Here is a 24,605-nt window from a genome sequence, read left to right as displayed (position 1 = left end):
ATGATCTACAAGGCTATCGTCTTTCTTCCACTGATCGGCTTCCTGATCGCCGGCCTGTTCGGCCGCTCGATCGGCGCCAAGGCTTCGGAATATGTCACCACCGGTCTGATGATCGTGGTCGCCATCCTGTCGTGGATCGTCTTCTTCACCGTGGCACTCGCCCATGGCGAGCCGGGCGAAGTGATCAAGGTTACTGTCTTGCGCTGGATCCAGTCCGGCGGCATCGACGTCGAATGGGCGTTCCGTATCGATACGCTGACGGCCGTCATGTTCGTCGTGGTCAACACGGTCTCGACGCTCGTGCACCTTTATTCGATCGGATACATGCACCACGATCCGCATCGTCCGCGTTTTTTCGCCTATCTGTCGCTCTTCACCTTCGCCATGCTGATGCTGGTGACTTCCGACAACCTGCTGCAGATGTTCTTCGGCTGGGAAGGCGTGGGTCTGGCGTCCTATCTGCTGATCGGCTTCTGGTTCAAGAAGCCGTCCGCATCGGCCGCCGCCATGAAGGCCTTCATCGTCAACCGCGTCGGTGACTTCGGCTTCATTCTCGGTATTGGTGGCGTGTTCGTGCTGTTCGGCTCGATCAATTTCGAAACGATCTTCGCTGCCGCCGCGACCTATCTGCCGGCTGAAGGCGCTGCCTCCTCGGAAACCGTCATCAACCTGTTCGGTATGCATCTGGACAAGGCCAATGCAATGACGGGCGTGTGCCTGCTGCTCTTCATGGGCGCCATGGGTAAATCGGCGCAGTTCCTGCTGCACACCTGGCTGCCGGACGCGATGGAAGGCCCGACCCCGGTTTCGGCCCTCATTCACGCCGCAACCATGGTCACCGCCGGCGTCTTCCTCGTCGCCCGCATGTCGCCGCTGTTTGAACTGTCGCCGGATGCGCTGACCGTCGTGACGCTGATCGGTGCGATCACCGCTTTCTTCGCCGCAACCGTCGGCCTCGTTCAGAACGACATCAAGCGCGTGATCGCCTATTCGACCTGCTCGCAGCTCGGTTACATGTTCGTGGCGCTCGGCGTCGGTGCTTATGGCGCGGCCGTGTTCCACCTCTTCACGCACGCCTTCTTCAAGGCCCTGTTGTTCTTGTGCGCCGGTTCGGTCATCCATGCCGTCGATGGCGAGCAGGACATGCGTTATATGGGCGGCCTGCGCAAGCATATCCCCATCACCTTCTGGACCATGACCGTTGGCACGCTGGCGCTGACCGGCGTTGGTATTCCGGGCACGATGATCGGTTTTGCCGGCTTCTTCTCGAAGGACGTCATCATCGAATCGGCTTACGCGTCCCATTCGGTCCTGTCCGGTTTCGCCTTCACGCTGCTGGTCATCGCCGCGCTGTTCACCAGCTTCTATTCCTGGCGTCTGGCTTTCATGACCTTCTTCGGCAAGCCGCGCGCGTCCGCCGACGTCATGCACCATGTGCATGAATCGCCGATGGTCATGCTGATCCCGCTTTTCATCCTCACGGTTGGCGCGATCTTTGCCGGTGTTGCCTTCGAAGGTTATTTCTTCGGCCATGAATATGCCGAGTTCTGGAAGGGCGCGCTGTTCACGCTTCCGGAAAACGAAATCCTCGAAGAGTTCCACCACGTGCCGCTGTGGGTGAAGTGGAGCCCGTTCTTCGCCATGGCCCTTGGTTTCGTGACCGCCTGGTACATGTATATCAAGTCGCCGGAGACGCCGAAGCGTCTGGCCGAGACCCATCGTGGCCTCTACCAGTTCCTTCTCAACAAGTGGTACTTCGACGAACTCTATGACTTCCTCTTCGTTCGTTCCGCAAAGGCGCTCGGTCGCTTCCTGTGGAAGAAGGGCGACGTCGCCGTCATCGACCATTATGGACCGAACGGCATTGCAGCGCGTGTGGTTGACGTGACCAACCGCATGGTCCGCCTGCAATCCGGTTACCTCTATCATTATGCCTTTGCGATGCTGATCGGCATCGCGGCGCTTGTCACCTGGATGATGCTCGGGAGTGCCCTCTGATGACCGATTGGCCTATTCTTTCAACGGTCACCTTTCTGCCGCTCGTCGGCGTGGTGCTCCTGCTGCTGACAAATGAGAACGGCCCTTATGGTCGCCGCAACATTCTCAATGTCTCGCTGCTGACGACCGTTTTCACCTTCCTCGTGTCGCTGTTCATCTGGATCGGTTTCGACAATTCGAATCCCGGTTTCCAGATGGTCGAAAAACACGCCTGGTTCGGCAACATCGCCGCCTATCATCTTGGTGTCGACGGCATCTCCATGCTGTTCGTCATCCTCACCACCTTCCTCATGCCCTTCTGCGTGCTGGCAAGCTGGGAATCGGTTGAAAAGCGCATCAAGGAATACATGATCGCCTTCCTGCTTCTGGAAGTCGTCATGATCGGCGTCTTCGTGGCGCTGGATACGGTTCTCTTCTACGTCTTCTTCGAAGCGACGCTAATCCCGATGTTCATCATCATCGGCGTCTGGGGCGGCAAGGATCGCGTCTACGCATCCTACAAGTTCTTCCTCTACACGCTGCTCGGCTCGGTTCTGACCATGCTCGCCATCATGGCCATGTACTGGCAGGCCGGCACGACCGACATGACGGAACTGTTGAAATACGGCTTCCCGGCCGGCATGCAGACCTGGCTCTGGCTCGCCTGTTTCGCCGCCTTCTCGGTGAAGATGCCGATGTGGCCGGTGCATACCTGGCTGCCGGATGCCCACGTTCAGGCGCCGACCGCCGGTTCCGTCATCCTTGCCGGCGTCATGCTGAAGCTCGGCGGTTACGGTTTCATCCGCTTCTCGCTGTCGATGTTCCCGCTGGCTTCGGATTATTTCGCTCCCTTCGTCTTCACGCTGTCGGTACTCGCCATCATCTACACCTCGCTGGTGGCGATGATGCAGGACGACATCAAGAAGCTGATCGCCTATTCCTCCGTCGCCCACATGGGTTACGTGACCATGGGCATCTTTGCCGCCAACGTTCAGGGCGTGCAGGGCGCGATCTTCCAGATGCTGTCGCACGGTATCGTGTCGGGCGCGCTCTTCCTCTGCGTCGGCGTTGTCTATGATCGTCTTCATACCCGCGAAATCGCGGCCTATGGCGGCCTCGTCAACAACATGCCGAAATATGCCGTCGCCTTCATGATCTTCACCATGGCCAATGTCGGTCTGCCCGGCACCTCCGGCTTCATCGGTGAATTCCTGACGCTGGTCGGCGTATTCCGCGCCAACACGCTGGTCGCGCTGTTTGCGGCAACCGGCGTCATCCTCTCGGCCGCCTATGCGCTGTGGCTTTATCGCCGCGTGATTTTCGGTGCGCTCGAGAAGGAAAGCCTGAAGTCGATGCTCGACCTGTCGACCCGCGAAAAGGTCATCCTTTATCCGCTGGTTGCGCTCACGATCTTCTTCGGTGTCTATCCGGCACCGGTGTTCGATGCGACAGCCGCATCGGTCGATCTTCTGGTAAACAACTATTCGGCTGCATTGCAGGCGGCGCAAAATGTTGCGCTCTCTATGAATTGACGACAGGACCCGTTGGACATGACCGCTGAAATCCTTTTTGCCAGTCTGCACATTGCGACGCCCGAGCTGATCCTTGCGGTCGGCGCGCTGGCGCTGCTCATGATTGGCGTCTTCTCGGGCGACAAGTCGACAACGACGGTCACCGGCCTTGCCGTTGCCCTCCTGCTCGTCGTCGGTCTCTGGATCATCTTTGCCCCCGCCTCGGGCGTGGCCTTCGGCGGTGTCTATATCGCCGATGCCTTCGGCAACTTCATGAAGGTGCTGGCGCTGATCGGCTCGATCACCGCCATGATCCTCGCTGTTGGCCAGGGCCGTTTCGAACCCATCGGCCGTTTCGAATATCCGGTGCTGCTGGTCCTCGCGACGCTGGGCATCCTGCTGATGATCTCGGCCAACAACCTGATCTCGCTCTACATGGCGCTGGAACTGCAGTCGCTGGCACTCTACGTCGTCTGCGCGATCAACCGTGAAAGCCTGCGCTCCACGGAAGCTGGCCTGAAATATTTCGTTCTCGGCGCGCTTTCCTCCGGCATGCTGCTTTACGGCATGTCGCTGGTCTATGGCTTCACCGGCAATACCGGCTTTACCGAAATCGCCCAGGTTCTGGCGTCGGAAACCCGTTCGCTCGGTCTGGTTTTTGGTCTGGTCTTCGTTCTTGCCGGTCTGGCATTCAAGATTTCGGCCGTGCCGTTCCACATGTGGACGCCGGATGTTTATGAAGGCGCGCCGACCCCGGTAACGGCGTTCCTGTCGGCTGCGCCGAAGATCGGCGCCATGGCGATCCTCGTTCGTATCGTCATCGAGGCGTTCCAGCCGGTCTTTGCCGACTGGCAGCAGATCGTCGTCTTTATCTCCATCGCCTCCATGCTGCTCGGTTCCTTCGCCGCCATCGGCCAGAAGAACATCAAGCGCCTGATGGCCTATTCCTCCATCGGCCACATGGGTTATGCGCTGGTCGGTCTCGCTGCGGGCACCGAAGCCGGTGTGGCTGGCGTCATCCTCTACATGACCATCTACATGGTCATGACGCTTGGCACCTTCGCCTGCATTCTCTCCATGCGCCGCAAGGAAATCGGCAATGTCGAGACTGTCGAGGATCTGGCCGGCCTTTCGTCCTCCAACCCCTTCATGGCGGTTGTGCTGACGATCCTGATGTTCTCGCTTGCCGGCATTCCGCCGCTCGCCGGCTTCTTCGGCAAGTATTACGTCTTCCTTGCTGCCATCGAGGCGAAGCTTTATCCGCTCGCGGTTATCGGTGTGATCGGGTCGGTCGTCGGCGCCTATTATTATATCCGCGTCGTCAAGGTCATGTGGTTCGATGAGGTCAAGGGCAGCTTCGAGCGTCCGGCGGGTGAGCTGAAGGTCGTTTATGCCCTTTCGGGTCTCTTCGTTCTTGCCTTCGTCGTCTTCGGCGGTGCGCTTGGCAATGCGGTCACGGCCGCAGCAAAGACGTTCTTTTGATCGATACGCCGCAGCATACGGGCCGGATGTCCATCGATGACTTCCGGCACGAGGCGATGGTGGAAACGCCATCGACCAACATAGAGTGTTTCGCCCGGGCGCGGGCGGGTGATGGCGGTAATCTCTGGATCACCGCCATCCGCCAGACCGGCGGTCGCGGTCGCCGCGGCCGGCCCTGGGTTTCCGAGCCCGGCAACCTCTACGCCTCGCTTCTTCTCATTGATCCCGCTCCGATGGATCGTATCGGCTCCCTGCCGCTTGCCTTTGCGCTGGCCGTCTATCGTGCCATCCGCGCGGTCCTGCCGGCAGGTGGTGCTCCGCTTGAAATCAAATGGCCAAACGACGTATTGATCGGTCGCCAGAAAACCTGCGGCATTTTGATGGAAGCGGAGCTTCTGCCGGATGGGCGGCGGGCAATCGTCATCGGCATCGGTATCAATATCGCCCATAAGCCGGACAATCCGCTTTATCCCGTCACAATGCTCTCCGAACACGGCGCTTCCTGCTCGCCCGACGAACTCTTCGCGCATCTTTTTCGCGAGACGGCGGATGTGCTGCGAGACTGGGACGAGGGCAGGGGTGTGGCCGGCGTCATGGCCGGCTGGCGGGCCGCTGCCTGCGGTATCGGCGAACATATCACCGTCAACTTTCCGGATCGTTCGATCGGCGGGCGTTTCGTCGGAATTGATGATAATGGTTATCTGCTGCTGGATGAGGATGAGGGCGCAAGGCGCTCCATCGCCGCCGGCGACGTGTTTTTCGGATGAGGCGAACGGTGCGGTCCAGCAACCCGCGCCGAACCCTGTCCCACAGGTTGGAGCTTTCCTGCGGCTCATGAAAAGCAGGGTGGCAGACCGGCTCCGCATCGGCCCGGTCGATCAGATGGTTCAACAGGTCCGATGCTGAAAACCGGCGCGGGGGCGGGGCATGATGCCGTCGTCCGTGCGCTTTTATGAATGGATAAAAACAACAATGGCTAAACAGGACGAACTGGTCTTCCTGCCGCTTGGCGGCGTCGGTGAAATCGGCATGAATCTGGCGCTTTACGGTTACGGTCCGGAAAGCAAGCGCCAATGGATCATGGTGGATTGCGGCGTGACCTTTGCCGGACCCGACCTGCCGGGCGTCGATCTGGTACTGCCCGATATCAGCTATATCGCCGAGCAGAAGAAAAACCTCAAAGGCATCATCATCACCCACGCCCATGAGGATCATTACGGCGCGCTGAATGACCTGTGGCCGGGTCTCAACGTGCCGGTCTATGCCTCGGGCTTCACCGCCGGCATGCTGGAGGCGAAGCGTGCTTATGAGGGCACGCGCGCCGAAATTCCGGTCACGCCGTTCAAGGCGGGCGACCGCATCAATGTCGGTCCGTTTGAAATCGAGGCTGTCGGCGTCAATCACTCCATCCCGGAGCCAATGTCGCTGGTCATCCGCACGCCGCTCGGCAACGTCATCCACACCGGTGACTGGAAAATCGATGAGGCGCCCTCGCTCGGGCCGTTGACGGATGAAGCCCGCTTCCGCGCCATCGGTGAAGAGGGTGTGCTGGCGCTGATGTGCGACAGCACCAATTCGGTACGCGATGGCGTATCGCCCTCCGAACACGAGGTTTCCGAAGGTCTGCGGCAGATCATCGAAAATGCCGAAGGCCGCGTCGCCGTCACCACCTTCTCCTCCAATGTCGGGCGCATCCGCTCGATTGCCCAGGCGGCGGAGGCGGCGGGCCGCGAGGTTCTGCTGCTCGGCTCGTCACTGAAGCGCGTCGTTCATGTCTCGCAGGATCTCGGTATCATGGAAGGCATCAAGCCATTCCTCGCCGAAGACGAATATGGCTACATCCCGCGCGACAAGGTGGTGCTGATCCTGACGGGTTCGCAGGGCGAACCGCGTGCCGCACTCGCCAAGCTGTCGCGTGACGAGATGCGCAATGTGGCGCTGGCTGCGGGAGACACGGTGGTGTTTTCCTCGCGCGCCATTCCCGGCAATGAAAAGGCCATCATCGATATCAAGAACGGCCTGATCGAGCAGGGCGTCCATATCGTCACAGATAACGAGGCTCTTGTTCACGTTTCCGGCCATCCGCGCCGCAATGAACTGCTGAAAATGTATGAATGGACGAAGCCGCAGATTGTCGTGCCCGTTCATGGTGAGGCGGCGCATCTGGTGGCGCAGAAGGAACTGGCGGAACAGGCCGGCATTTCGCAGGTGCCGAAGGTGCGCAACGGTAATATTCTGCGGCTTGCGCCAGGCCCGGCGGAAGTCATCGATGACGCGCCGCATGGCCGCGTCTTCAAGGATGGCAATCTCATCGGCGACATGGACGAGATGGGCATCAGCAATCGCCGCAAGCTCTCCTTTGCCGGCCACGTCTCCGTTAATGTCGTGCTGGACAGCCGTTACGATTTCCTCGGCGATCCGGATGTCGTGCCTTTCGGCCTGCCTGAATTCGACGATGAGGGCGAGGATATGGAGGACACGCTTTATGACGCCGTTCTCGGCGCCGTTGAGAGCATCCCCCGCGCGCGACGCAAGGATCTGGAACTGCTGCGCGAAGCGGTGCGCCGCGCCGTGCGCGCCGCCGCCAACCAGACCTGGGGCAAGAAGCCCATCGTAACGGTTTTTGTCACGAAGGTGTGAGGCAGGGATGCCAATCTTTGAATGATCGCGGCCGGTGGGCGGCACAATGATCGTCGTCCATCATCCTGCCGGTCGAGAACAGGGTCTGCGCCGCAAGGCGCGGCCCTTTTTTCAACGCGGCTTTTTACGCATCTTGCAGGGATTTGATTCCGCTTTACGGATGAATGCGTTACAAGCAACGCATTGCGCAGGAGGACGTCATGCCGCTTCTTTCGGTCTTCGCCGTTTATTTCATCGTCTGGTGGACAGTGCTTTTTATCGTACTGCCGATCGGGCTTCGCACCCAGGCAGAAGAGGGTGATGTGGCGCTCGGCACCGTGGCCAGTGCGCCCTCACGGTTTCGGGGCGGTCGCATCGTCCTGTGGACGACACTGATATCGGCGCTGATCTGTGGCGTCTGGTACGGCGGGTCCTGGTGGTTCGGTTTCAGTCTTGATGATCTGCCGAGAATTGTCCCCGTTTACGACTGAAGCATCGGAACTTAATCCCGCTGGGCCTTTGATTTGGGAAGCGTGGCTCCGTTGCGTTTACGACGTATCGAATGCATTCCGCCTCAAAACCGGGATGACTGAAAACAGGGCAGCACCGTCCCTGTCGCCGCAAGGCGCATCGACACTGTCATATGGATGTCATCTCCGTCGTGCACACAGCATAGGCGTCGTGAGCGGCTGATTCACCGTCACAATTGCCGGAATAACGGGCCGGGGCGCTGTTGTGTGTTTGAAGCAAAAAAAAACAAGGCCTTTCAGCCTTGTTTTCCAGGTTTCGCGTGATCTGTAACCGTTGCCGGGGCTGCGAACGAGCGCGCCTAAGATCTGATCCTCCCAAGACTGACCGCGAAAATGACAAGAATTTAAACTTCTTGCCTCTTTTGTAAGCTAAAGCTAGCTCAATCACCCCTGCTTGTCATCTCATTTTTTGCATATTTGTTACAGTCGGCAAAAAATTCCCTATGGTGCAATTTGTCGCACCGGATCAAGAATAATATTCCGGCCAAAGCGTTTTGACGCGAATTAGCTATCGCGAAAATGCCACGAAATCGCCTTTAAGGCTCTTTTCATGGCGGGTTTTCTTCTTGGCGGGAAACGGCTATATCCGGCGCCAATATCCCTTTATTCGGGGCGATTCTCGCGCTTTTGCGCGCTGTCGTCCATATCAATGGAAGCCGTCATGCGTCTCAGCCGTTATTTCATGCCCATCCTGAAGGAAAACCCCAAGGAAGCCGAGATTGTCTCCCACCGCCTGATGCTGCGTGCGGGCATGATCCGGCAGCAATCGGCGGGCATCTATTCCTGGCTGCCGCTCGGTAAGCGCGTGCTGGACAAGGTGAACCGCATCATCCGCGAGGAGCAGGACCGCTCCGGCGCCATCGAGCTTCTGATGCCGACGTTGCAATCGGCCGAGCTCTGGCAGGAAAGCGGCCGTTATGACGATTACGGCAAGGAGATGTTGCGCATCAAGGACCGTCAGGACCGCCAGATGCTCTACGGTCCCACCAACGAGGAGATGATCACCGACATCTTCCGTTCCTATGTGAAGTCCTACAAGAACCTGCCGCTGAACCTTTATCACATCCAGCTGAAGTTCCGCGACGAGGTGCGTCCGCGCTTTGGCACGATGCGCTCGCGCGAGTTCCTGATGAAGGACGCCTATTCCTTCGACCTGACCAAGGAAGACGCGATCCATTCCTATAACAAGATGTTCGTCGCCTATCTGCGCACCTTCGAGCGCCTTGGTTTGCGCGCCATTCCCATGCGCGCCGATACCGGCCCGATCGGCGGCAACCACAGTCACGAATTCATCATTCTGGCCGATACCGGCGAATCCGAGGTTTTCTGCCATAAGAGCTTCCTCGACCGCGCCATTCCTGCCGAAAATACCGATTTCGACAACGTCGAAGCCCTTCAGGGCGTATTTAACGAGTGGACGGCCGACTACGCCGCCACCTCCGAAATGCATGATGAAGCCGCCTATGATGCCATTCCCGAGGGCGAACGCCTCTCGGCGCGCGGTATCGAAGTCGGTCACATCTTCTATTTCGGCACCAAATATTCCGAGCCGATGGGCGCGAAAGTGCAGGGCAAGGACGGCAAGGAACACCCTGTCCACATGGGTTCCTACGGCATCGGCCCGACACGCCTTGTTCCCGCCATCATTGAAGCATCGCATGACGAGAACGGAATCATCTGGCCGGCCTCGGTCGCGCCTTTTGATGTCGTCATTGTCAACATGAAGGCTGGTGACGAGGCCTGCGATGCGGCTTGCGAAAAGCTGTATTATCAGCTCTCCAACGCCGGCAAGGATGTTCTTTACGACGATACCGACGACCGTGCGGGCCAGAAGTTTGCGACCGCCGATCTGATCGGCGTGCCGCTGCAGATCATCGTCGGTCCGCGTTCGGTCGCGAATGGCGAGGTCGAGGTAAAGGATCGCAAGAGCGGCGAGCGGGAAACCGTCACGATCGAGGCGGCAATGAACAGGGTGCTTGGCTAAGCGCGGACGGGAAGGCGGGAGCGGCTTCACCGGAACCGCTTCGCTTCCAAAGCGCCGATGTCACGGAAATAGGGGCCGGTTTTCGGAAAAGACCGGCCTTGTGGTATGAGATCAGGGAGACGACATGGCAAAAGCCGAGGCTGAAAAGAGTGCGGCTCCTGCTGTCCGGGAAAAGACCGCACGGCCTTTTTCCGCTTTTGAACGTATGGTGGCCTGGCGTTATCTGCGGTCGCGACGCAAGGAAGCCTTCATTTCCGTCATCGCCGGGTTTTCCTTTGTCGGCATCATGCTGGGCGTCGCGACGCTCATCATCGTCATGGCTGTGATGAACGGTTTTCGCACGGAGCTGATCTCGCGCATTCTCGGCATCAACGGCCATATGATCGTGCAGCCGATCGACCAGCCCTTCAACAATTATGATGAGCTGGCAAAGAAGTTCGCCGCCGTTCCGGGTGTCACCATGGCCCTGCCGTTGGTGGAAGGGCAGACGCTCGCTTCCGGCCGTGGCGGCGCGGGCTCCGGCGCGCTGGTGCGCGGCGTGCGCCAGGAGGATATCGACAAGGTCAAGGAAGTCGCCAACAACATCAAGACCGGTGATCTCGTCGGCTTCATGGCGGGTGATGGCGTCCTTGTCGGCTCAAGGCTTGCCGCCCAGCTCGGCGTGACGGCGGGCGATGATATCACCCTCATTTCGCCGGAAGGCGACGTGACGCCGATGGGCGTCAATCCGCGCGTCAAATCCTACAAGATATCGGGCGTCTTCGAGATCGGCATGTCGGAATATGACGCCTCGATGATCTATATGCCGCTGTCCGAGGCCCAGCTCTATTTCAATGCCGACGGCATCGTGCAATCCATCGAGCTTTACGTCAGCCGTCCCGATGATGTCGATGGCATCCGGCCGCTGGTGGAACAGGCAGCCGGAAGGCAGATTTATATCACCGACTGGAGACAGCGGAACCAGACCTTCTTCTCCGCCCTGCAGGTGGAAAGAAACGTGATGTTCATGATCCTCACCCTCATCGTTCTGGTGGCGGCGCTGAACATCATTTCCGGTCTCATCATGCTGGTGAAGGACAAGGGCAGCGACATCGCCATTCTGCGCACCATGGGCGCCAGTTCCGGCGCTGTCATGCGCATCTTCTTCATGACCGGGGCGGCCATCGGCATGGTCGGCACCTTTGCCGGCGTGGCGCTCGGCGTCATCGTCTGCCTTAACGTGGAATCCATCCGGCAGTTCTTCTCCTGGATATCAGGCACGGTGCTGTTCGATCCGCAGCTTTATTTCCTGAGCCAGCTGCCGGCCGAAATGGATATCAGCGAGACCATTACCGTTGTCATCATGGCGCTGACGCTTTCTTTCCTGGCAACGATCTTTCCGGCATGGCGGGCCTCCAGGCTCGATCCGGTGCAGGCCCTGCGTTACGAATAAGGACCGCTTCGCAATATGGCAAAAAAAACAGTGCTGCGGCTTACTGGCGTTGAGAGGACCTATGGTCAGGGCGAGACGTCGCTATCGATCCTGCGCAAGGCCGATTTTGAATTGAGGAGCGGCGAGATGGTGGCGCTTGTCGCCCCTTCCGGCACGGGTAAATCCACGCTCCTGCATCTGGCCGGGTTGCTGGAGCATCCCGATGCAGGCGAGATCTTCATCAATGGCGCGCCCTGTCAGGGGCTGCCGGACGAGACGCGCACCGCGATCCGTCGCAGCGATATCGGCTTTGTCTATCAGTTCCATCACCTCCTGCCGGAATTTTCCGCCGTGGAAAACGTGATGATGCCGCAGCTGATCGCCGGCCTTGCTCCGGCCGAGGCGCACAAGCGCGCCAGCGCGCTGCTCGACTACATGCGTGTCGGCCATCGTGGTGAACACCGTCCGGCCGAACTTTCCGGCGGTGAACAACAGCGCGTGGCCATTGCGCGTGCTGTCGCCAATGCGCCACTGCTGCTGCTTGCGGACGAGCCGACCGGCAACCTCGACCCCGAGACCGCGCATTATGTCTTCGACGCGCTGGAGGCGCTGGTGCGGCAATCCGGCCTTGCGGCACTGATCGCCACCCATAACCACGAACTCGCGGCCCGGATGGACCGACGCGTAACGCTCGCCGACGGCAAGATCGTCGATTTCTGATCGGCCGAACATTCCTCCGACTTGCCGTGCGGCCGCCGGCGCGGATAGCGTGCGCGGCCGGGATTCGCTCCGGCCCTGATCCGCAGGGTCGGCATCTGCTCTTTCATATCTGCATTTTTTGGCAACCCGGAGGTGTTTTTTCCTCCGGGTTTTTTCGCTTTGGAGTCAGGGGCTTGCCGAAAATGTGAACGGAACCGCGGCTGATTCTGCGGCGTTAGCAAGAGGAATATCAGCAAAACCCTGTTGACAATCGAACAAAATGAGAACAAAGTTGGAACATAACGAGTAAGGAGAGACCAATGACTGATTTCATCCGTGACGTTGCCGCTTTCGCCTCCATCGCTGTCTTTGTGGCCAGCTTTTCGGTGATCCTCACCGCCCTGTGAAGGAGATACCGGCGCAGAAGCCTGTATGGCCACCGCAAGGCTGTAGACTTTGAGCGCCGGAAATCGGAAAATCGCCCCCTCGATTCAGAATGACAGGATGACGATATGGGCGATACGGTTGTGCGTGCAGAGATCTCTGACAAAACGCTGAAGACGCCGGGTTTTGTTCATCTGCGGGTTCATTCCGCTTATTCCCTGCTTGAGGGGGCGTTGCCCCTCAAGAAAATCATGTCCAAGGCCGTCGCGGATGGCCAGCCGGCCATCGCCATTACCGATACCAACAACCTCTTCGTCGCGCTGGAGTTTTCCGAAAAAGCGCGCGATGAGGGTCTGCAGCCGATCATCGGCTGCCAGCTGTCGATCGACATGCAGGATGCGGCGGAGGACCGCCGCAGCCACAACAGCCATCTTCAGAAACTTCCCGCCATCGTCCTTCTGGCCGCCGATGCCGAGGGTTATGAGCAGCTGGTGGATCTCGTCAGCCGCGCCTATCTGGAAGGCGAGGGCAGTGGCCATTCCGTGCATATCACCCGTGCATGGCTGGAGGAGGCCTCCAATGCCGGGCTGATCGCGCTCACGGGTGCTACCGGCGGTCCGGTCGATATGGCGCTGAAGGAAGGCCATGCCGCGCAGGCGAAAGAGCGGCTGCTGGCACTGAAGTCGCTCTTCGGTGACAGGCTTTACATCGAGTTGCAGCGTCAGTCCGGTTATGACCGCTCCCATGAGCGGCGCCTGATCGGCCTTGCCTATGAACACGATATTCCCCTCGTTGCCACCAACGAGGCGTTTTTCCCTTCCAAGGCCGATTACGAGGCGCATGACGCGCTGATGGCGGTGGCGCATAACGCCATCGTTTCCGATGACAGCCGGTTTCGCCTGACGCCTGATCATTATCTCAAAAGCCGCGAGGAGATGACGGCGCTTTTTGCCGACCTGCCCGAGGCGCTGGAAAATACCGTCGAGATTGCGCTGCGCTGTTCCTATGTGCTGAAGAAGCGCGGGCCGATCCTGCCGCGTTTCACCGGCGCCAGCGACGACCCGGAGGCGGCGGAACGCGCCGAAGCCGAGGAACTTCGCCGGCAGGCGGTGGAGGGGCTGGATCAGCGTCTCGCCGCACTTGGCATGGCGCCGGGTTATACGGAGCAGGAATATCGCGAGAGACTGGATTTCGAACTCGGCGTCATCTCGCGCATGAAATTCCCCGGCTATTTCCTCATCGTTGCCGACTTCATCAAATGGGCCAAGCAGCATGACATTCCGGTTGGCCCGGGCCGTGGTTCGGGTGCCGGCTCGCTCGTCGCTTATGCGCTGACGATCACCGACGTCGATCCGCTGCGTTTCTCGCTGCTGTTCGAACGCTTCCTCAATCCTGAACGCGTATCGATGCCAGACTTCGATATCGACTTCTGCCAGGATCGTCGTGAAGAGGTGATCCGCTACGTGCAGGCCAAATATGGCCGTGAGCAGGTGGCGCAGATCATCACCTTCGGTTCGCTGCAGGCGCGTGCGGCCTTGCGCGACGTCGGCCGCGTGCTGGAAATGCCCTATGGGCAGGTGGACAAGATCTGCAAGCTGGTGCCCAACAATCCGGCCAACCCGACGCCGCTGTCAAAAGCGATCGAGGAAGAACCGCGCCTGCAGGAGGAGGCGGACAAGGAGCCGGTCGTCGCCCGCCTGCTGGATATCGCCCAGAAGATCGAAGGGCTTTACCGCCACGCTTCCACCCATGCCGCCGGTATCGTCATCGGTGACCGGCCGCTCTCCAAGCTGGTGCCGATGTATCGCGATCCGCGATCCGATATGCCGGTCACCCAGTTCAACATGAAATGGGTCGAAAGCGCCGGTCTCGTCAAATTCGACTTCCTCGGTCTGAAGACGCTGACGGTGCTGAAGGTCGCCGTCGATTTTGTCGCCAAGCGCGGCATCACGGTCGATCTTGCCGCCATTCCGCTGGAAGACGCCAGGACCTACGAGATGCTGTCGCGCGGCGAAACCATCGGCGTGTTCCAGGTGGAAAGTGCCGGCATGCGTAAGGCGCTGATCGGCATGCGCCCCGACTGCATCGAGGACATCATCGCGCTGGTGGCGCTTTATCGTCCCGGCCCGATGGAAAACATCCCGGTCTATAATGCCCGCAAGCATGGCGAGGAGGAGCTGGAATCGATCCATCCGACCATCGACCATCTGCTCAAGGAAACGCAGGGCGTTATCGTCTATCAGGAACAGGTGATGCAGATCGCCCAGGTTCTGTCGGGTTATTCGCTCGGCGAAGCCGATCTTCTGCGCCGCGCCATGGGCAAGAAGATCAAGGAGGAGATGGACAAGCAGCGCGAGCGTTTCGTCGACGGCGCCATCGAGAACGGCGTCTCGAAGCCGCAGGCCAACACCATCTTCGACCTTCTCGCGAAATTCGCCAATTACGGCTTCAACAAGAGCCACGCCGCCGCCTACGCCATCGTGTCCTACCAGACCGCCTATATGAAGGCGCATTATCCGGTGGAGTTCCTGGCGGCCTCCATGACGCTCGATATGGCCAACACGGAAAAGCTCAACGATTTCCGTCAGGATGCCGGCCGCCTTGGCATCGAGGTCGTCGCACCTTCGGTGCAGACCTCCTTCCGGCAATTCGAGACGGGCGAGAACCGCATCTATTATTCGCTGGCGGCCATCAAGGGTGTGGGCGAGGGCGCGGTGGAGCACATCGTTCAGGTACGCGACGGCAAGCCGTTCACGAGCCTTGAGGATTTCTGCCTGCGCATCGATCCCAAGCAGATCAACCGGCGTGTGCTGGAAAGCCTCATCAATGCCGGCGCTTTCGATTGCTTCGGCCGTGATCGCGCCGAACTGATCGGCGGGCTGGACCGCATCATCGGTTATGCCCAGATGGCGCAGAACAACCGCACCATCGGCCAGTCGGACATGTTCGGCTCGGGCGGCGGCAATGGCCCGGAGAAGCTGGTCCTTCCCGCCTTCCAGCCCTGGCTCGCCTCGGAAAAACTGCTACGTGAATATCAGGTGCTCGGTTTTTACCTCACCGCCCATCCGCTCGATACCTATCGTCCCGTGCTGGAAAAACTGCGCGTGCAGAATTTCGCCGATTTTTCCGCCGCGGTGAAACAGGGCGCCACCGCCGGGCGTCTGGCCGGCACCGTCACCGGCAAGCAGGAACGCAAGACCCGCACCGGCAACAAGATGGGTATCGTCACCTTCTCGGACGCATCGGGCCAATACGAAGCGGTGCTGTTTTCCGAAGGACTCGGCCAGTTTCGCGATCTGCTGGAGGTCGGCAAATCGCTTGTTATCACCGTGCAGGCCGAAGAGCGCCCGGAGGGCATCGGCCTGCGTATCCAGACGGCGCAGTCGCTGGAAGAAAAATCCGTGCAGATGCAGAAGGCGCTGCGCGTTTATGTGCGCGATTCCGGCCCGCTGAAAACCGTTGCCCGCCACCTCAACACCAGGGGCGACGGCTCTGTCTATTTCATCGTCATCAAGGATGAAGGCAGCCGCGAGATCGAGGTGGAGCTGACGGAGAAATACCGTATTTCACCCGAGATCGCCGCTGCCCTGCGGTCCGCGCCCGGTGTCGTGGATGTGGAACTGGTGTGAGGCGAAAGCCCTCACACGGGTCCTTCCTTCGTGACGGTGATGAAGTCGGTTCCGGTTCCCGTCTCCATCTGGTGACTGAGGTCGGAGATGGTGATCGAGCTGCCGGTTGAAAGCTCTTGCTCGATCCGGGTGCGTATCGCCGCCGGTATATCGAGACGGCTGAGCACGGCGCTCAACTGGTCGAAGCCGCCGGGTGCTTCGGTAACCGTAATGCCGAGGCGTTTGCGGGCAGCGGCCGGCAGGTGGTTTTCAAGCGTCACGCCGTTCCATTCGGCGGTTCCCGCGGTGCGATCCACGGCAACGGCCTCGAAGAAATGGGTTCCGAGCGCGATGTCGGGATCCCTGATGTCGATAGCTGCTTCAAACAGTGGTTTGAAATCCTGCCGCACCATGATCTGGCCATTTGGCGGATGATCTTCACCGGCGGATTCGTAGAGCGCTTTCACAAAGGCGTCGGTCAGAAGCGGCCCGGTCGTCTTCAACCCTTTCCAGCGCTTGAAACCGTTCGCGGCACTGATCGTCATCTCCCCGGCGTAACCATCCGCGGAACCGGCGTCGAAGCCGAGCCGGGTCAGTACGGCCTGAACATCCATCACCTTTTCCCGCTCACCACGCCGGGTAATGAGAATGCGCAGGGGCGAGGGGGCCTTGGCCTTTGCCGCCGGTCTGACGGCCTGCGTTTTTTCATTGACGGCAACCTCGACCGCACCCAGTGCCGCATCGAAGGTCGCCGGGCGCAGCTCGACATCCGAGAGAAGCAGCTTGCCGTCATCGGCATCGTCACGCGGGGAAAACAGCGCGGGATGTTGCACGAAGCGCAGCGAAACCGGGCGATCGGTGATGATGACATGCACCCCGGCCCGCGTATCACCAAACAGTGACTTGGCGAATTTCGAGGGCAGGCGCACGCAGCCATGCGAGGCCGGATAGTTCGGCACCTTGCCTTCGTGCAGCGCGATGCCGGACCATGTCAGCCGCTGCATGAAGGGCATGGGGGCTGCCGAATAGATATTCGACTCGTGATATTTGCGCTTTTCCAGAATGGAGAAGATGCCGCTCGGTGTCTCATGCCCGGCCTTGCCGGTGGAGACTTTCGAGGTGGCGATGATCTCGCCGTTTTCATAAAGCGAGAGCGACTGGTCGCTTTTTGATACCAGAATTTGCAGGGCCCTGCCGTCGGCGGCGAGTGCCGGAAAGGCAAGAAAACTGGCCGACAGCATGCCGGCCGCAAGACGGAAGCGAAGGGACATGACGCAATACACCACATGCACAAAACTTCACTTACTCAATCATGCGAAGTTTAATGAAGTTTAAGGACTGTGCGGTCGCAACATCACTAATTTGTGTAAAATCTAAAATAAACACATCCGGCACCGGCAGACTGCCGACAGGCAGCCCGCGCCGATGGCGGCTACTATTTTCGTGAACCGAACGTATAGCCGGTCTCGACGCTGCCCTTGCCGAACCTGTCGCGCAGCTTGTCCATGGCCGCTTCCGCCGCCGCCCTCCGTCCCGCCTGCCTGTCGACGAGATCGGGCGGATCGGCAAGGCCTGCATCGCGCAGATCGCTGACACCAATGCCGAGCAGGCGGAATTTGGTGCCGTCGGTTTCCTTTTCCAGCAGCGAAAGGCCGGTGCGGAATATCCGGTCGGCAAGCTGGGTGGGGTCATCGAGCCTGCGATTGCGGGTGCGGAGCTTGAAGTCGGCCGTTTTCATCTTCAGCACCACCGTCTGGCCGGAAATACCGTTCTTCTTCAGCCGCCAGGCAACCTTTTCGGAGAGTGAGCGCAGGATCGGCACGAGATCTTCGTGGCGGGAAATATCGTTGAAGAAGGTGGTTTCGGACGATACGCTTTTGACCGGATCGTTATTGTGTACGTGCCGCTCGTCAATGCCGCGCGCAAGGCGGAAAAGGCGCTGTCCCATCACGCCGTAACGGCGCATCAGCTCGCTTTCCTCCATTTCCTGCAACTGCGCGATCATGCGGATGCCGTCCGCCTCCAGCGTCGCCGCAAAGGCCTTGCCCACGCCCCAGATCGTCGTTACCGGCCGCGTCGCCAGAAAGGAAAGCGCTTCCGCCTCGCCGATCACCGAAAAGCCGCGCGGTTTCCTGAGGTCGGATGCGACCTTGGCCAGAAACTTGCAGTAGGAAAGCCCGGCCGATACGGTGACCCCCACTTCCTTTTCCACGCGTCTTGCGAATTTCGCCAATACGCGGGCCGGCGGATCGTGGTGGAGTTTCTCGGTTCCGGAAAGATCGAGAAAGGCTTCATCTATGGAAAGCGGCTGCACCAGCGGCGTCAGCTCCTGCATCATGGCACGGATTTCCCGCCCGACACGGCTGTATTTCTCCATGTCCGGCTTGATGACCACCGCATCCGGACAGGCTTCCAGCGCCTTGAACATCGGCATGGCGGAGCGCACGCCCTGAATACGGGCGATGTAGCAGGCCGTCGAAACCACTCCGCGCTTGCCGCCGCCGACGATCACCGGCTTGTCGGCAAGTTCGGGATTGTCGCGTTTTTCAACCGAGGCGTAAAAGGCGTCGCAATCGATATGGGCGATGCTGAGACTGTAGAGCTCGTCATGATAGACAAGGCGCGGACTGCCGCAGGTACGGCAACGCCTTGATCCCGCTGGCTGGCCGGCCAGACAGTCGCGGCAAAAACCGGGATCATAGGAGTGCGACGTGGACATGGGCCGAAAACAAAACCAGAACGTCGCCGACCATACTCCGGCTGCGGCGATGGCTCAAGGGGCGAGCCTGTCAATACACCCCTGAATCGAGTCCCGGGCCGGAAAAATGATGCCAGGCTGCGGCCACCGTTTCGGGCGATGTGTCGGTTGCGGCGCAAAATGCCATGAGGTCCGGTTCGTGGCTCATCAGGAAATCGGTGAGGCCGGCCAGAAAGCCGGGATCGTTGACGGCCTGGCGCAGCATATTGGCCTGCAATCCGCTCAGCGCCAGAAAACGCGCCAGCATTTCCGGCTCGTTTGCAAGCCAGCCAAGTATGGCGGCCGCTGTTTCTTGCGGATCCTGACCGGCATTGCCTTTGTTTTTCGTATCGCGCAGCATTTCTTCCCCGAAGTTACCTATTTTGAAACCAAATCCCTCTAGCCTTGCGCAACAAATGGACGATGGAATCGGTTCTTAGGCAACTTATATGTCTGGATGATGGTTTCAAAGCGAAACGGGGACTGCCCACCATGCCCAAGCAGGTCATGATAGTCGAAGACAACGAGCTGAACATGAAGCTCTTTCGCGACCTGATCGAGGCGTCCGGTTATACGACGATCCAGACGCGCAACGGCATGGAAGCACTTGATCTTGCCCGCAAGCACCGCCCGGACCTCATTCTCATGGATATCCAGCTGCCGGAGGTTTCGGGGCTGGAGGTGACGAAGTGGCTGAAGGAGGATGACGAATTGCACGTCATTCCCGTCATCGCCGTCACGGCATTTGCCATGAAGGGTGACGAGGAGCGGATTCGTCAGGGCGGATGCGAGGCCTATGTGTCGAAGCCGATTTCCGTCCCGAAATTCATTGAAGTCATCAAGACCTATCTGGGCGATGCGTAAGGCGACTGAGGAACGGTTATGACGGCGAGAGTTCTGGTTGTTGACGACATTCCTGCCAATGTGAAGCTTCTCGAGGCCCGGCTTCTGGCTGAGTATTTCGATGTCGTCACCGCAGAGGATGGCTTCAGGGCGCTGGCGATCTGCGAAGAGGAGCAGGTCGATATCATCCTGCTCGACATCATGATGCCGGGCATGGACGGTTTCGAAGTCTGCGAAAGGCTGAAGGCCGACCCGAAGACGGCGCATATTCCCGTGGTGATGGTCACCGCGCTCGATCAGCCTTCCGACCGTGTGCGCGGCCTCAAGGCCGGCGCGGATGACTTCCTGACCAAACCGGTCAACGACCTTCAGCTGATTGCCCGTGTCAAAAGTCTGGTGCGCCTCAAGGCCGTCAGTGACGAATTGCGGCTGCGCGCCGAAACCGCAAGGCAGATCGGTATAGAGGAGATGCTGCGCAGCGACGGCCTGATGCAGACGCCCGGCCGCGTTCTCGTCGCGGATGGCCGCGCCAGCTCGCAGGAGCGTATCGTCCGTGCGTTGAAGCCGATTGCCGAGGTGGATGCGGTCACCGAGCCGCAGGCGGCGCTGCTGAAGGCTGCGGGCAATCCGTTCGAACTTGTCATCGTCAATTCCAATTTCGAGGACTACGATCCCCTGAGACTGTGTTCGCAGCTACGGTCGCTGGAACGCACCCGTTTCCTGCCGTTGCTTCTGGTGGCGGAGCAGGGGGCGGACGACATGGTGGCACGTGCGCTCGATCTTGGCGTCAATGATTATATTCTGCGCCCGATCGATCCCAACGAGCTTGTTGCCCGCTCGCTGACGCAGATCAGGCGCAAGCGTTACAACGAACATCTTCGGCTCAATCTGCAGCATACGATGGAGCTTGCGATTGTCGACGCGCTGACCGGCCTCAACAATCGCCGATATCTCGACAATCACCTCAAGATACTGTTCGACCGCGCCGCCGTCCGTGGTCGCCCGATCTCCATCTGCATGACCGACATTGACCGCTTCAAGCTGGTCAACGATACCTATGGCCACGATGTCGGCGACGAGGTGCTGCGGGAATTTGCGGCGCGTATCCGCAGCACGGTGCGTGGCGCCGATCTCGCATGCCGTTATGGCGGCGAGGAATTCGTGGTTGTGATGCCCGACACGCCGATGGAGCTTGCCGCAAGCGTCGCCGAACGCCTGAGGGCAATCGTTGAAGACAAGCCGTTCTATGTGCGCTCCATCGACCGCGAACTGAGCATTACGGCCTCGCTCGGTATCGCGACCAGCAGCGGCGCCTTCGGAACGCCGGACGAATTGCTGAAGCAGGCCGACAAGGCGCTCTACGAGGCCAAACACGCCGGGCGCAACCGGGTGGTGGCTGCGGCCGCCTGAAGGCGGCCATGGACGCCTGGCGCGAAAAGCCGGGCGGGCCTGGCCAGGGATACTTGCCATCCAAGGGACGAAAAGCCGCTCGGGGCACTTAAGTGCCTGACCTTGCCCGTATTTTAACTTTTTGCAATGAATGGGCGAAGTTGGGTAGGGTTAATACAGTTCAAGTTGAAAAATATATTGAATTCAATCCCGCTGGAAACTATAGTGTGCCAGCGTTGTATATTTAACCATGTTTTCCGGGTTATGTATCGCTGGCTTAAGAATTTGTTGATTTTTATTTTACTTCTGCGCACACTCATTATCGAGAATAACAGTTCTTCCGGCGGTTTTTCCGTCTCGTGATGATGGAATGATGGCGGCTCGCACCGCTGCTTTTTCGCTCGTCAGGGGCTGGTATTGCGTAGTTCGAATGCCCCATGATGCTCAGGTCCGCCGCATCTCCTGAATCGTGGGGTCGGTCGGCTGACGATGTCCGAATCGGTTCCTCGTGCCGTAGTCACATCGTCGGCCGACCGCCTTCTCCCGACAAAATTGTCTGACCGGGAAGCCGGTTTGCCGTGTCAGTTCCGTTATGGCGGTTTGGCGCCGTTTGCCGTTTTCCTGCCGGGAGGGAGGAGAGGCGCTAAGCGCGGGGAACAAGGCGCAGATGCCTTGGTGAGTCTGAAATACCTGTGGGCTACCCGCTATATCCCTTCATCGCGCATTCTCGGGCTACCGGAGCGCAATATATGAAGGCTGGCGGCATCTCCCCTGGAAATGCCTGAAGACCCGCACAAACAAAAAACGCGCCCGTTGGGCGCGCTTTTGCCGGAGACCCGATCAAGAAAATTACTTGATCTTGGTTTCCTTGAATTCAACGTGCTTGCGTACAACCGGGTCGTACTTCGTCTTCGTCATCTTGTCCGTGAACGTGCGGCTGTTCTTGGTGGTGACGTAGAAGGTACCGGTGTCAGCTGTCGACAGCAGCTTGATCTTGATTGTTGTAGCTTTCGCCATGGTCGTCCTGCCTTTAAACAAAAGAGAAGCCGCAGGCGCTTCTCACCTCGGCTAAATCTGGCGCGAAACTACGTATCGCGCCTGAAAAGTCAAGTCTGTTTTGCCCGGAAAACAAAACGGAACCCATAAAGCACCACGTAAAGCCCGAAAAATACGGCAAGCGCCCAGGCGAAACCGTCGGTGCCTGCGACATCCATGGAAATGCCGACCGCCTGTGGCCCTGCAATCGTCCCCATGGCGTAACAGAAGATGAAGGCGGCATTGGCAGCCACCAGATCGGCGCCTTTCAGGCGTGAGCCGAGATGGGTGAGGCCGACGGTATACATGCCGGAGACGAGGCCGCCCCAGAACAGCAGCAGCGCCGCCACCAGAAGCCAGCTCTCCACCAGGACCGGCAGCGCAAGCGTGCCGCAAACGCCCGCAAAGGCCATCAGGGCGAGCAGGGTGCGCCGATCCTTCATCCGGTCGGAAAGCAGGCCGATCGGTATCTGGAAGACCATGTTGCCGATTCCCATCACGGTCAGCAGCAGCGCCGCCTGCGATTCGTTGAAGCCCTCGCGGGTGGCGTAGATGGGAAAGAGCGATAGGCCGCCCGCCTGCACGGAACCGAACACGAAGGCCGCGGCCGACGCCATCGGCACCAGCCAGACGTAACGGACGAAATGGTGGTTGGGCCGCTCGTCCAGCTCCGGGCTTTCGCCACGCGCCATGAAGATCGGGATGGCCGCCAGAAGGATGATCGCGGCTCCGACGAGGAAGGGCAGGATGCCTTCGCTGCCGACGACGGAGAACAGCAGGGGCCCGACAGCGAAGCCGACCGCCAGTCCCGTGGCGTAGATGCCGAGAACCATGCCGCGTTTCTTCGGCGGTGCGGTCATGTTGATCCAGTATTCGGAAAGGATGAACAGCGTGGTTGTGGCGCCATGGAAAACGATTCTGAGGGGGAACCACATCCAGAAGGCCTCGGCGAAATAAAAGCCGAGCGCGCTCACCGCGGAAATCACGACCGCCAGCAGCATGGTCCGGGCAACCCCGAAATCATGGGCGATCTTGCTGGCGACCGGGGCGGCCATCATGGCCGCGATGCCGGCCATCGCCGAATTCACCCCGATCATGGTGGAGGAGATGCCACGCTTTTCAAGAATGATCGACAGGAGCGGCAGCCCGAGACCGATGGCGACGCCGACCGCGCTGATGGCGGATATGGCGGCGATCAGTGAGGGCCAGTGAATGGCGTCCGCTTCGCATTTCGTTTGTGACATGACGGCCTTTATACAAAGTCTCGAATGAATCGGCCGTGGCGCGTGACATAGAGCCGCGCGGGGCTTTCAAAGGGCAATGACGGATCACCTATCATGAGTTTTGTGACATCTTCGAGAACCGTGCGGGTGATTTTCGGCATGTTCAGACCGGAAAGGTCTGTTATGTCAAGCCATTGCACGTCATGCAGCTCTTCGGAATCCCGACTTAGCCGGGTATCCAGCCGCAATTCGTCGGCATAACAGCAAAAGAATCGCGTGTCGTAGCGCCTGATATTGCCGGGCGGGGTGATGGCGCGCGCTACATAGCGAAAACGCGAAAGGTCGGCGCCGCCCGTCCCGAGCCCCATGTCCATGCCGGTTTCCTCGACGAGTTCACGCGCGGCGGCAAGTGCCAGCGCCCGGGCGCCGGCCGCGCTCATGCGGCGCGAAGCCGATGTGGTCAGGCTTTGCAGCACGGCGGGATGAAGATCGCCCGAAAAGGGCAGGGCGTGGTCGCGCGGATCGCGTTTGCCACCCGGAAACACGTAAGCGCCCGGCATGAACACATGGGCATTGCTACGCTGACCCATCAGGACACGGATGGCAGGGCCGGAGCGGTCAAACAGGATAAGGGAGGCGGCATCGCGCGGCCGCAGGCGCGGGCTTGCCACGGCGGAGCTCTCGGAAAGCTGGGTCACGCGCACGTTGCCCTGCCTGCCGTCAGTGCGAGGAACCGTCTATCTGCACTTTTTGCTGTTTATCATCGAAGCCATGCATGCGCAGCGCCCATTGCAGGCCGATGACGCCACCCTTGATCGGTTGCAGCGTCAAGAGCGCGGCCAGAATGGTGATTGGTACCCAGATGGCAAAATGCACCCACATGGGAACGGAAAACACCATGTCCGTCATCATGAAGCCGCCAACGGCGATATGGCCGATAATGACGATGGAAATATAAGGCGGCAGGTCATCGGAACGGTGGTGATGCATTTCGGCGCCGCAGGCGGCACAGTTGTCCACCGGCTTCAGAAAGGCGCGAAACAGGCGTCCGCCGCCACAGGCGGGGCAACGGTTCGCCATGCCCCGCATGATCGAGCGCCCAAGCGGCCGCTCCGCGCTGTTGTCGCCGAAGGTGACTGTTTCCGAGCCCTGATGTGCACTCATCCTTAAGTC

General features: G+C 59.6%; 19 protein-coding genes. 12 read left to right on the top strand and 7 right to left on the bottom strand.

All coding sequences use genetic code 11. The features are described from left to right. From nuoL to dnaE, 10 genes are all read left to right on the top strand, one after another. Positions 1 to 1,998 carry an NADH-quinone oxidoreductase subunit L gene (gene nuoL / locus JZX88_RS07465; RefSeq protein WP_206913135.1) on the top strand — a complete coding sequence of 666 codons (1,998 nt, stop codon included), beginning with the start codon at positions 1 to 3 and terminating at the stop codon, positions 1,996 to 1,998. Next, positions 1,998 to 3,509: an NADH-quinone oxidoreductase subunit M gene (locus JZX88_RS07460; protein WP_174029313.1), complete on the top strand. Its 1,512-nt coding sequence runs from the start codon at positions 1,998 to 2,000 to the stop codon at positions 3,507 to 3,509. The genes nuoL and JZX88_RS07460 overlap by 1 nt, the downstream gene beginning before the upstream one ends. Positions 3,510 to 3,527: 18 nt before the next feature. Continuing rightward, positions 3,528 to 4,970, top strand: a complete 1,443-nt coding sequence (gene nuoN, locus JZX88_RS07455; RefSeq protein WP_206913133.1) for an NADH-quinone oxidoreductase subunit NuoN — start codon at positions 3,528 to 3,530, stop codon at positions 4,968 to 4,970. A 26-nt stretch (positions 4,971 to 4,996) separates the two neighbouring features. Then, positions 4,997 to 5,737 (top strand): biotin--[acetyl-CoA-carboxylase] ligase, encoded by a 741-nt coding sequence (locus JZX88_RS07450; protein ID WP_065116189.1) that lies wholly within the window; start codon positions 4,997 to 4,999, stop codon positions 5,735 to 5,737. A gap of 205 nt (positions 5,738 to 5,942) precedes the next feature. Further along, positions 5,943 to 7,610, top strand: coding sequence for a ribonuclease J (locus tag JZX88_RS07445; RefSeq protein ID WP_065116190.1), 1,668 nt, complete (start codon positions 5,943 to 5,945; stop codon positions 7,608 to 7,610). A 164-nt stretch (positions 7,611 to 7,774) separates the two neighbouring features. Further along, a complete protein-coding gene (locus tag JZX88_RS07440) occupies positions 7,775 to 8,080 on the top strand; it encodes a DUF1467 family protein (RefSeq protein ID WP_065115443.1) in 306 nt (101 codons plus the stop codon). A 700-nt stretch (positions 8,081 to 8,780) separates the two neighbouring features. Continuing rightward, positions 8,781 to 10,103, top strand: a complete 1,323-nt coding sequence (proS, locus tag JZX88_RS07435) for a proline--tRNA ligase (protein WP_206913131.1) — start codon at positions 8,781 to 8,783, stop codon at positions 10,101 to 10,103. Between the two features lie 124 nt (positions 10,104 to 10,227). Further along, positions 10,228 to 11,535, top strand: a complete 1,308-nt coding sequence (locus tag JZX88_RS07430) for a lipoprotein-releasing ABC transporter permease subunit (RefSeq protein WP_065115444.1) — start codon at positions 10,228 to 10,230, stop codon at positions 11,533 to 11,535. A 15-nt stretch (positions 11,536 to 11,550) separates the two neighbouring features. Continuing rightward, positions 11,551 to 12,234: an ABC transporter ATP-binding protein gene (locus JZX88_RS07425; protein ID WP_065115445.1), complete on the top strand. Its 684-nt coding sequence runs from the start codon at positions 11,551 to 11,553 to the stop codon at positions 12,232 to 12,234. 491 nt (positions 12,235 to 12,725) lie between these two features. After that, on the top strand, positions 12,726 to 16,226 hold the full coding sequence (gene dnaE, locus JZX88_RS07420) for a DNA polymerase III subunit alpha (protein WP_206913129.1): 3,501 nt from the start codon (positions 12,726 to 12,728) through the stop codon (positions 16,224 to 16,226). Positions 16,227 to 16,237: 11 nt separating this feature from the next. Here dnaE and JZX88_RS07415 read toward each other — a convergent pair whose 3' ends face one another. The 3 genes from JZX88_RS07415 to JZX88_RS07405 all read right to left on the bottom strand — a co-directional run bounded on the left by JZX88_RS07415 (position 16,238) and on the right by JZX88_RS07405 (position 19,303). Next, positions 16,238 to 17,476, bottom strand: a complete 1,239-nt coding sequence (locus tag JZX88_RS07415) for a L,D-transpeptidase family protein (protein ID WP_065115447.1) — start codon at positions 17,474 to 17,476, stop codon at positions 16,238 to 16,240. Positions 17,477 to 17,640: 164 nt separating this feature from the next. Beyond that, positions 17,641 to 18,924 (bottom strand): DNA polymerase IV, encoded by a 1,284-nt coding sequence (locus JZX88_RS07410; RefSeq protein ID WP_065115448.1) that lies wholly within the window; start codon positions 18,922 to 18,924, stop codon positions 17,641 to 17,643. Between the two features lie 70 nt (positions 18,925 to 18,994). After that, on the bottom strand, positions 18,995 to 19,303 hold the full coding sequence (locus JZX88_RS07405; protein ID WP_003521499.1) for a DUF3572 domain-containing protein: 309 nt from the start codon (positions 19,301 to 19,303) through the stop codon (positions 18,995 to 18,997). Between the two features lie 131 nt (positions 19,304 to 19,434). On the opposite strand from JZX88_RS07405, the gene JZX88_RS07400 reads away from it, so the two are divergent. Then, entirely contained in the window at positions 19,435 to 19,806 is a 372-nt protein-coding gene (locus tag JZX88_RS07400; protein WP_003521498.1) for a response regulator, read from the top strand. Between the two features lie 18 nt (positions 19,807 to 19,824). Continuing rightward, positions 19,825 to 21,195, top strand: a complete 1,371-nt coding sequence (locus JZX88_RS07395) for a PleD family two-component system response regulator (protein WP_065115449.1) — start codon at positions 19,825 to 19,827, stop codon at positions 21,193 to 21,195. Positions 21,196 to 22,023: 828 nt separating this feature from the next. Here the strand turns inward: JZX88_RS07395 and rpmG are convergent. From rpmG to JZX88_RS07375, 4 genes are all read right to left on the bottom strand, one after another. After that, a complete protein-coding gene (rpmG, locus tag JZX88_RS07390; RefSeq protein WP_003496403.1) occupies positions 22,024 to 22,191 on the bottom strand; it encodes a 50S ribosomal protein L33 in 168 nt (55 codons plus the stop codon). Positions 22,192 to 22,280: 89 nt separating this feature from the next. After that, positions 22,281 to 23,453 (bottom strand): MFS transporter, encoded by a 1,173-nt coding sequence (locus JZX88_RS07385; RefSeq protein ID WP_065115450.1) that lies wholly within the window; start codon positions 23,451 to 23,453, stop codon positions 22,281 to 22,283. Positions 23,454 to 23,461: 8 nt separating this feature from the next. Continuing rightward, positions 23,462 to 24,088, bottom strand: a complete 627-nt coding sequence (locus JZX88_RS07380; RefSeq protein ID WP_077767774.1) for an NUDIX domain-containing protein — start codon at positions 24,086 to 24,088, stop codon at positions 23,462 to 23,464. A 64-nt stretch (positions 24,089 to 24,152) separates the two neighbouring features. Then, on the bottom strand, positions 24,153 to 24,596 hold the full coding sequence (locus JZX88_RS07375) for a DUF983 domain-containing protein (RefSeq protein WP_065115451.1): 444 nt from the start codon (positions 24,594 to 24,596) through the stop codon (positions 24,153 to 24,155). Positions 24,597 to 24,605 lie beyond the last annotated feature (9 nt).

It is taken from the genome of Agrobacterium sp. OT33, from assembly GCF_017313365.1.
Lineage (GTDB): Bacteria > Pseudomonadota > Alphaproteobacteria > Rhizobiales > Rhizobiaceae > Agrobacterium > Agrobacterium rhizogenes_A.
This window is presented reverse-complemented; position numbering and strand designations above follow the sequence as displayed.

Bases quoted from the DNA above. Each gene is read 5' to 3' on its own strand.
- JZX88_RS07460 (WP_174029313.1), top strand. From the start codon at position 1,998: ATGACCGATTGGCCTATTCTTTCAACGGTCACCTTTCTGCCGCTCGTC.
- proS (WP_206913131.1), top strand. From the start codon at position 8,781: ATGCGTCTCAGCCGTTATTTCATGCCCATCCTGAAGGAAAACCCCAAG.
- JZX88_RS07405 (WP_003521499.1), bottom strand. From the start codon at position 19,303: ATGCTGCGCGATACGAAAAACAAAGGCAATGCCGGTCAGGATCCGCAA.
- JZX88_RS07385 (WP_065115450.1), bottom strand. From the start codon at position 23,453: ATGTCACAAACGAAATGCGAAGCGGACGCCATTCACTGGCCCTCACTG.
- JZX88_RS07430 (WP_065115444.1), top strand. From the start codon at position 10,228: ATGGCAAAAGCCGAGGCTGAAAAGAGTGCGGCTCCTGCTGTCCGGGAA.
- JZX88_RS07445 (WP_065116190.1), top strand. From the start codon at position 5,943: ATGGCTAAACAGGACGAACTGGTCTTCCTGCCGCTTGGCGGCGTCGGT.
- JZX88_RS07415 (WP_065115447.1), bottom strand. From the start codon at position 17,476: ATGTCCCTTCGCTTCCGTCTTGCGGCCGGCATGCTGTCGGCCAGTTTT.
- JZX88_RS07400 (WP_003521498.1), top strand. From the start codon at position 19,435: ATGCCCAAGCAGGTCATGATAGTCGAAGACAACGAGCTGAACATGAAG.
- JZX88_RS07425 (WP_065115445.1), top strand. From the start codon at position 11,551: ATGGCAAAAAAAACAGTGCTGCGGCTTACTGGCGTTGAGAGGACCTAT.
- nuoN (WP_206913133.1), top strand. From the start codon at position 3,528: ATGACCGCTGAAATCCTTTTTGCCAGTCTGCACATTGCGACGCCCGAG.
- JZX88_RS07450 (WP_065116189.1), top strand. From the start codon at position 4,997: ATGTCCATCGATGACTTCCGGCACGAGGCGATGGTGGAAACGCCATCG.
- JZX88_RS07375 (WP_065115451.1), bottom strand. From the start codon at position 24,596: ATGAGTGCACATCAGGGCTCGGAAACAGTCACCTTCGGCGACAACAGC.
- JZX88_RS07395 (WP_065115449.1), top strand. From the start codon at position 19,825: ATGACGGCGAGAGTTCTGGTTGTTGACGACATTCCTGCCAATGTGAAG.
- JZX88_RS07440 (WP_065115443.1), top strand. From the start codon at position 7,775: ATGCGTTACAAGCAACGCATTGCGCAGGAGGACGTCATGCCGCTTCTT.
- dnaE (WP_206913129.1), top strand. From the start codon at position 12,726: ATGGGCGATACGGTTGTGCGTGCAGAGATCTCTGACAAAACGCTGAAG.
- JZX88_RS07410 (WP_065115448.1), bottom strand. From the start codon at position 18,924: ATGTCCACGTCGCACTCCTATGATCCCGGTTTTTGCCGCGACTGTCTG.
- nuoL (WP_206913135.1), top strand. From the start codon at position 1: ATGATCTACAAGGCTATCGTCTTTCTTCCACTGATCGGCTTCCTGATC.
- rpmG (WP_003496403.1), bottom strand. From the start codon at position 22,191: ATGGCGAAAGCTACAACAATCAAGATCAAGCTGCTGTCGACAGCTGAC.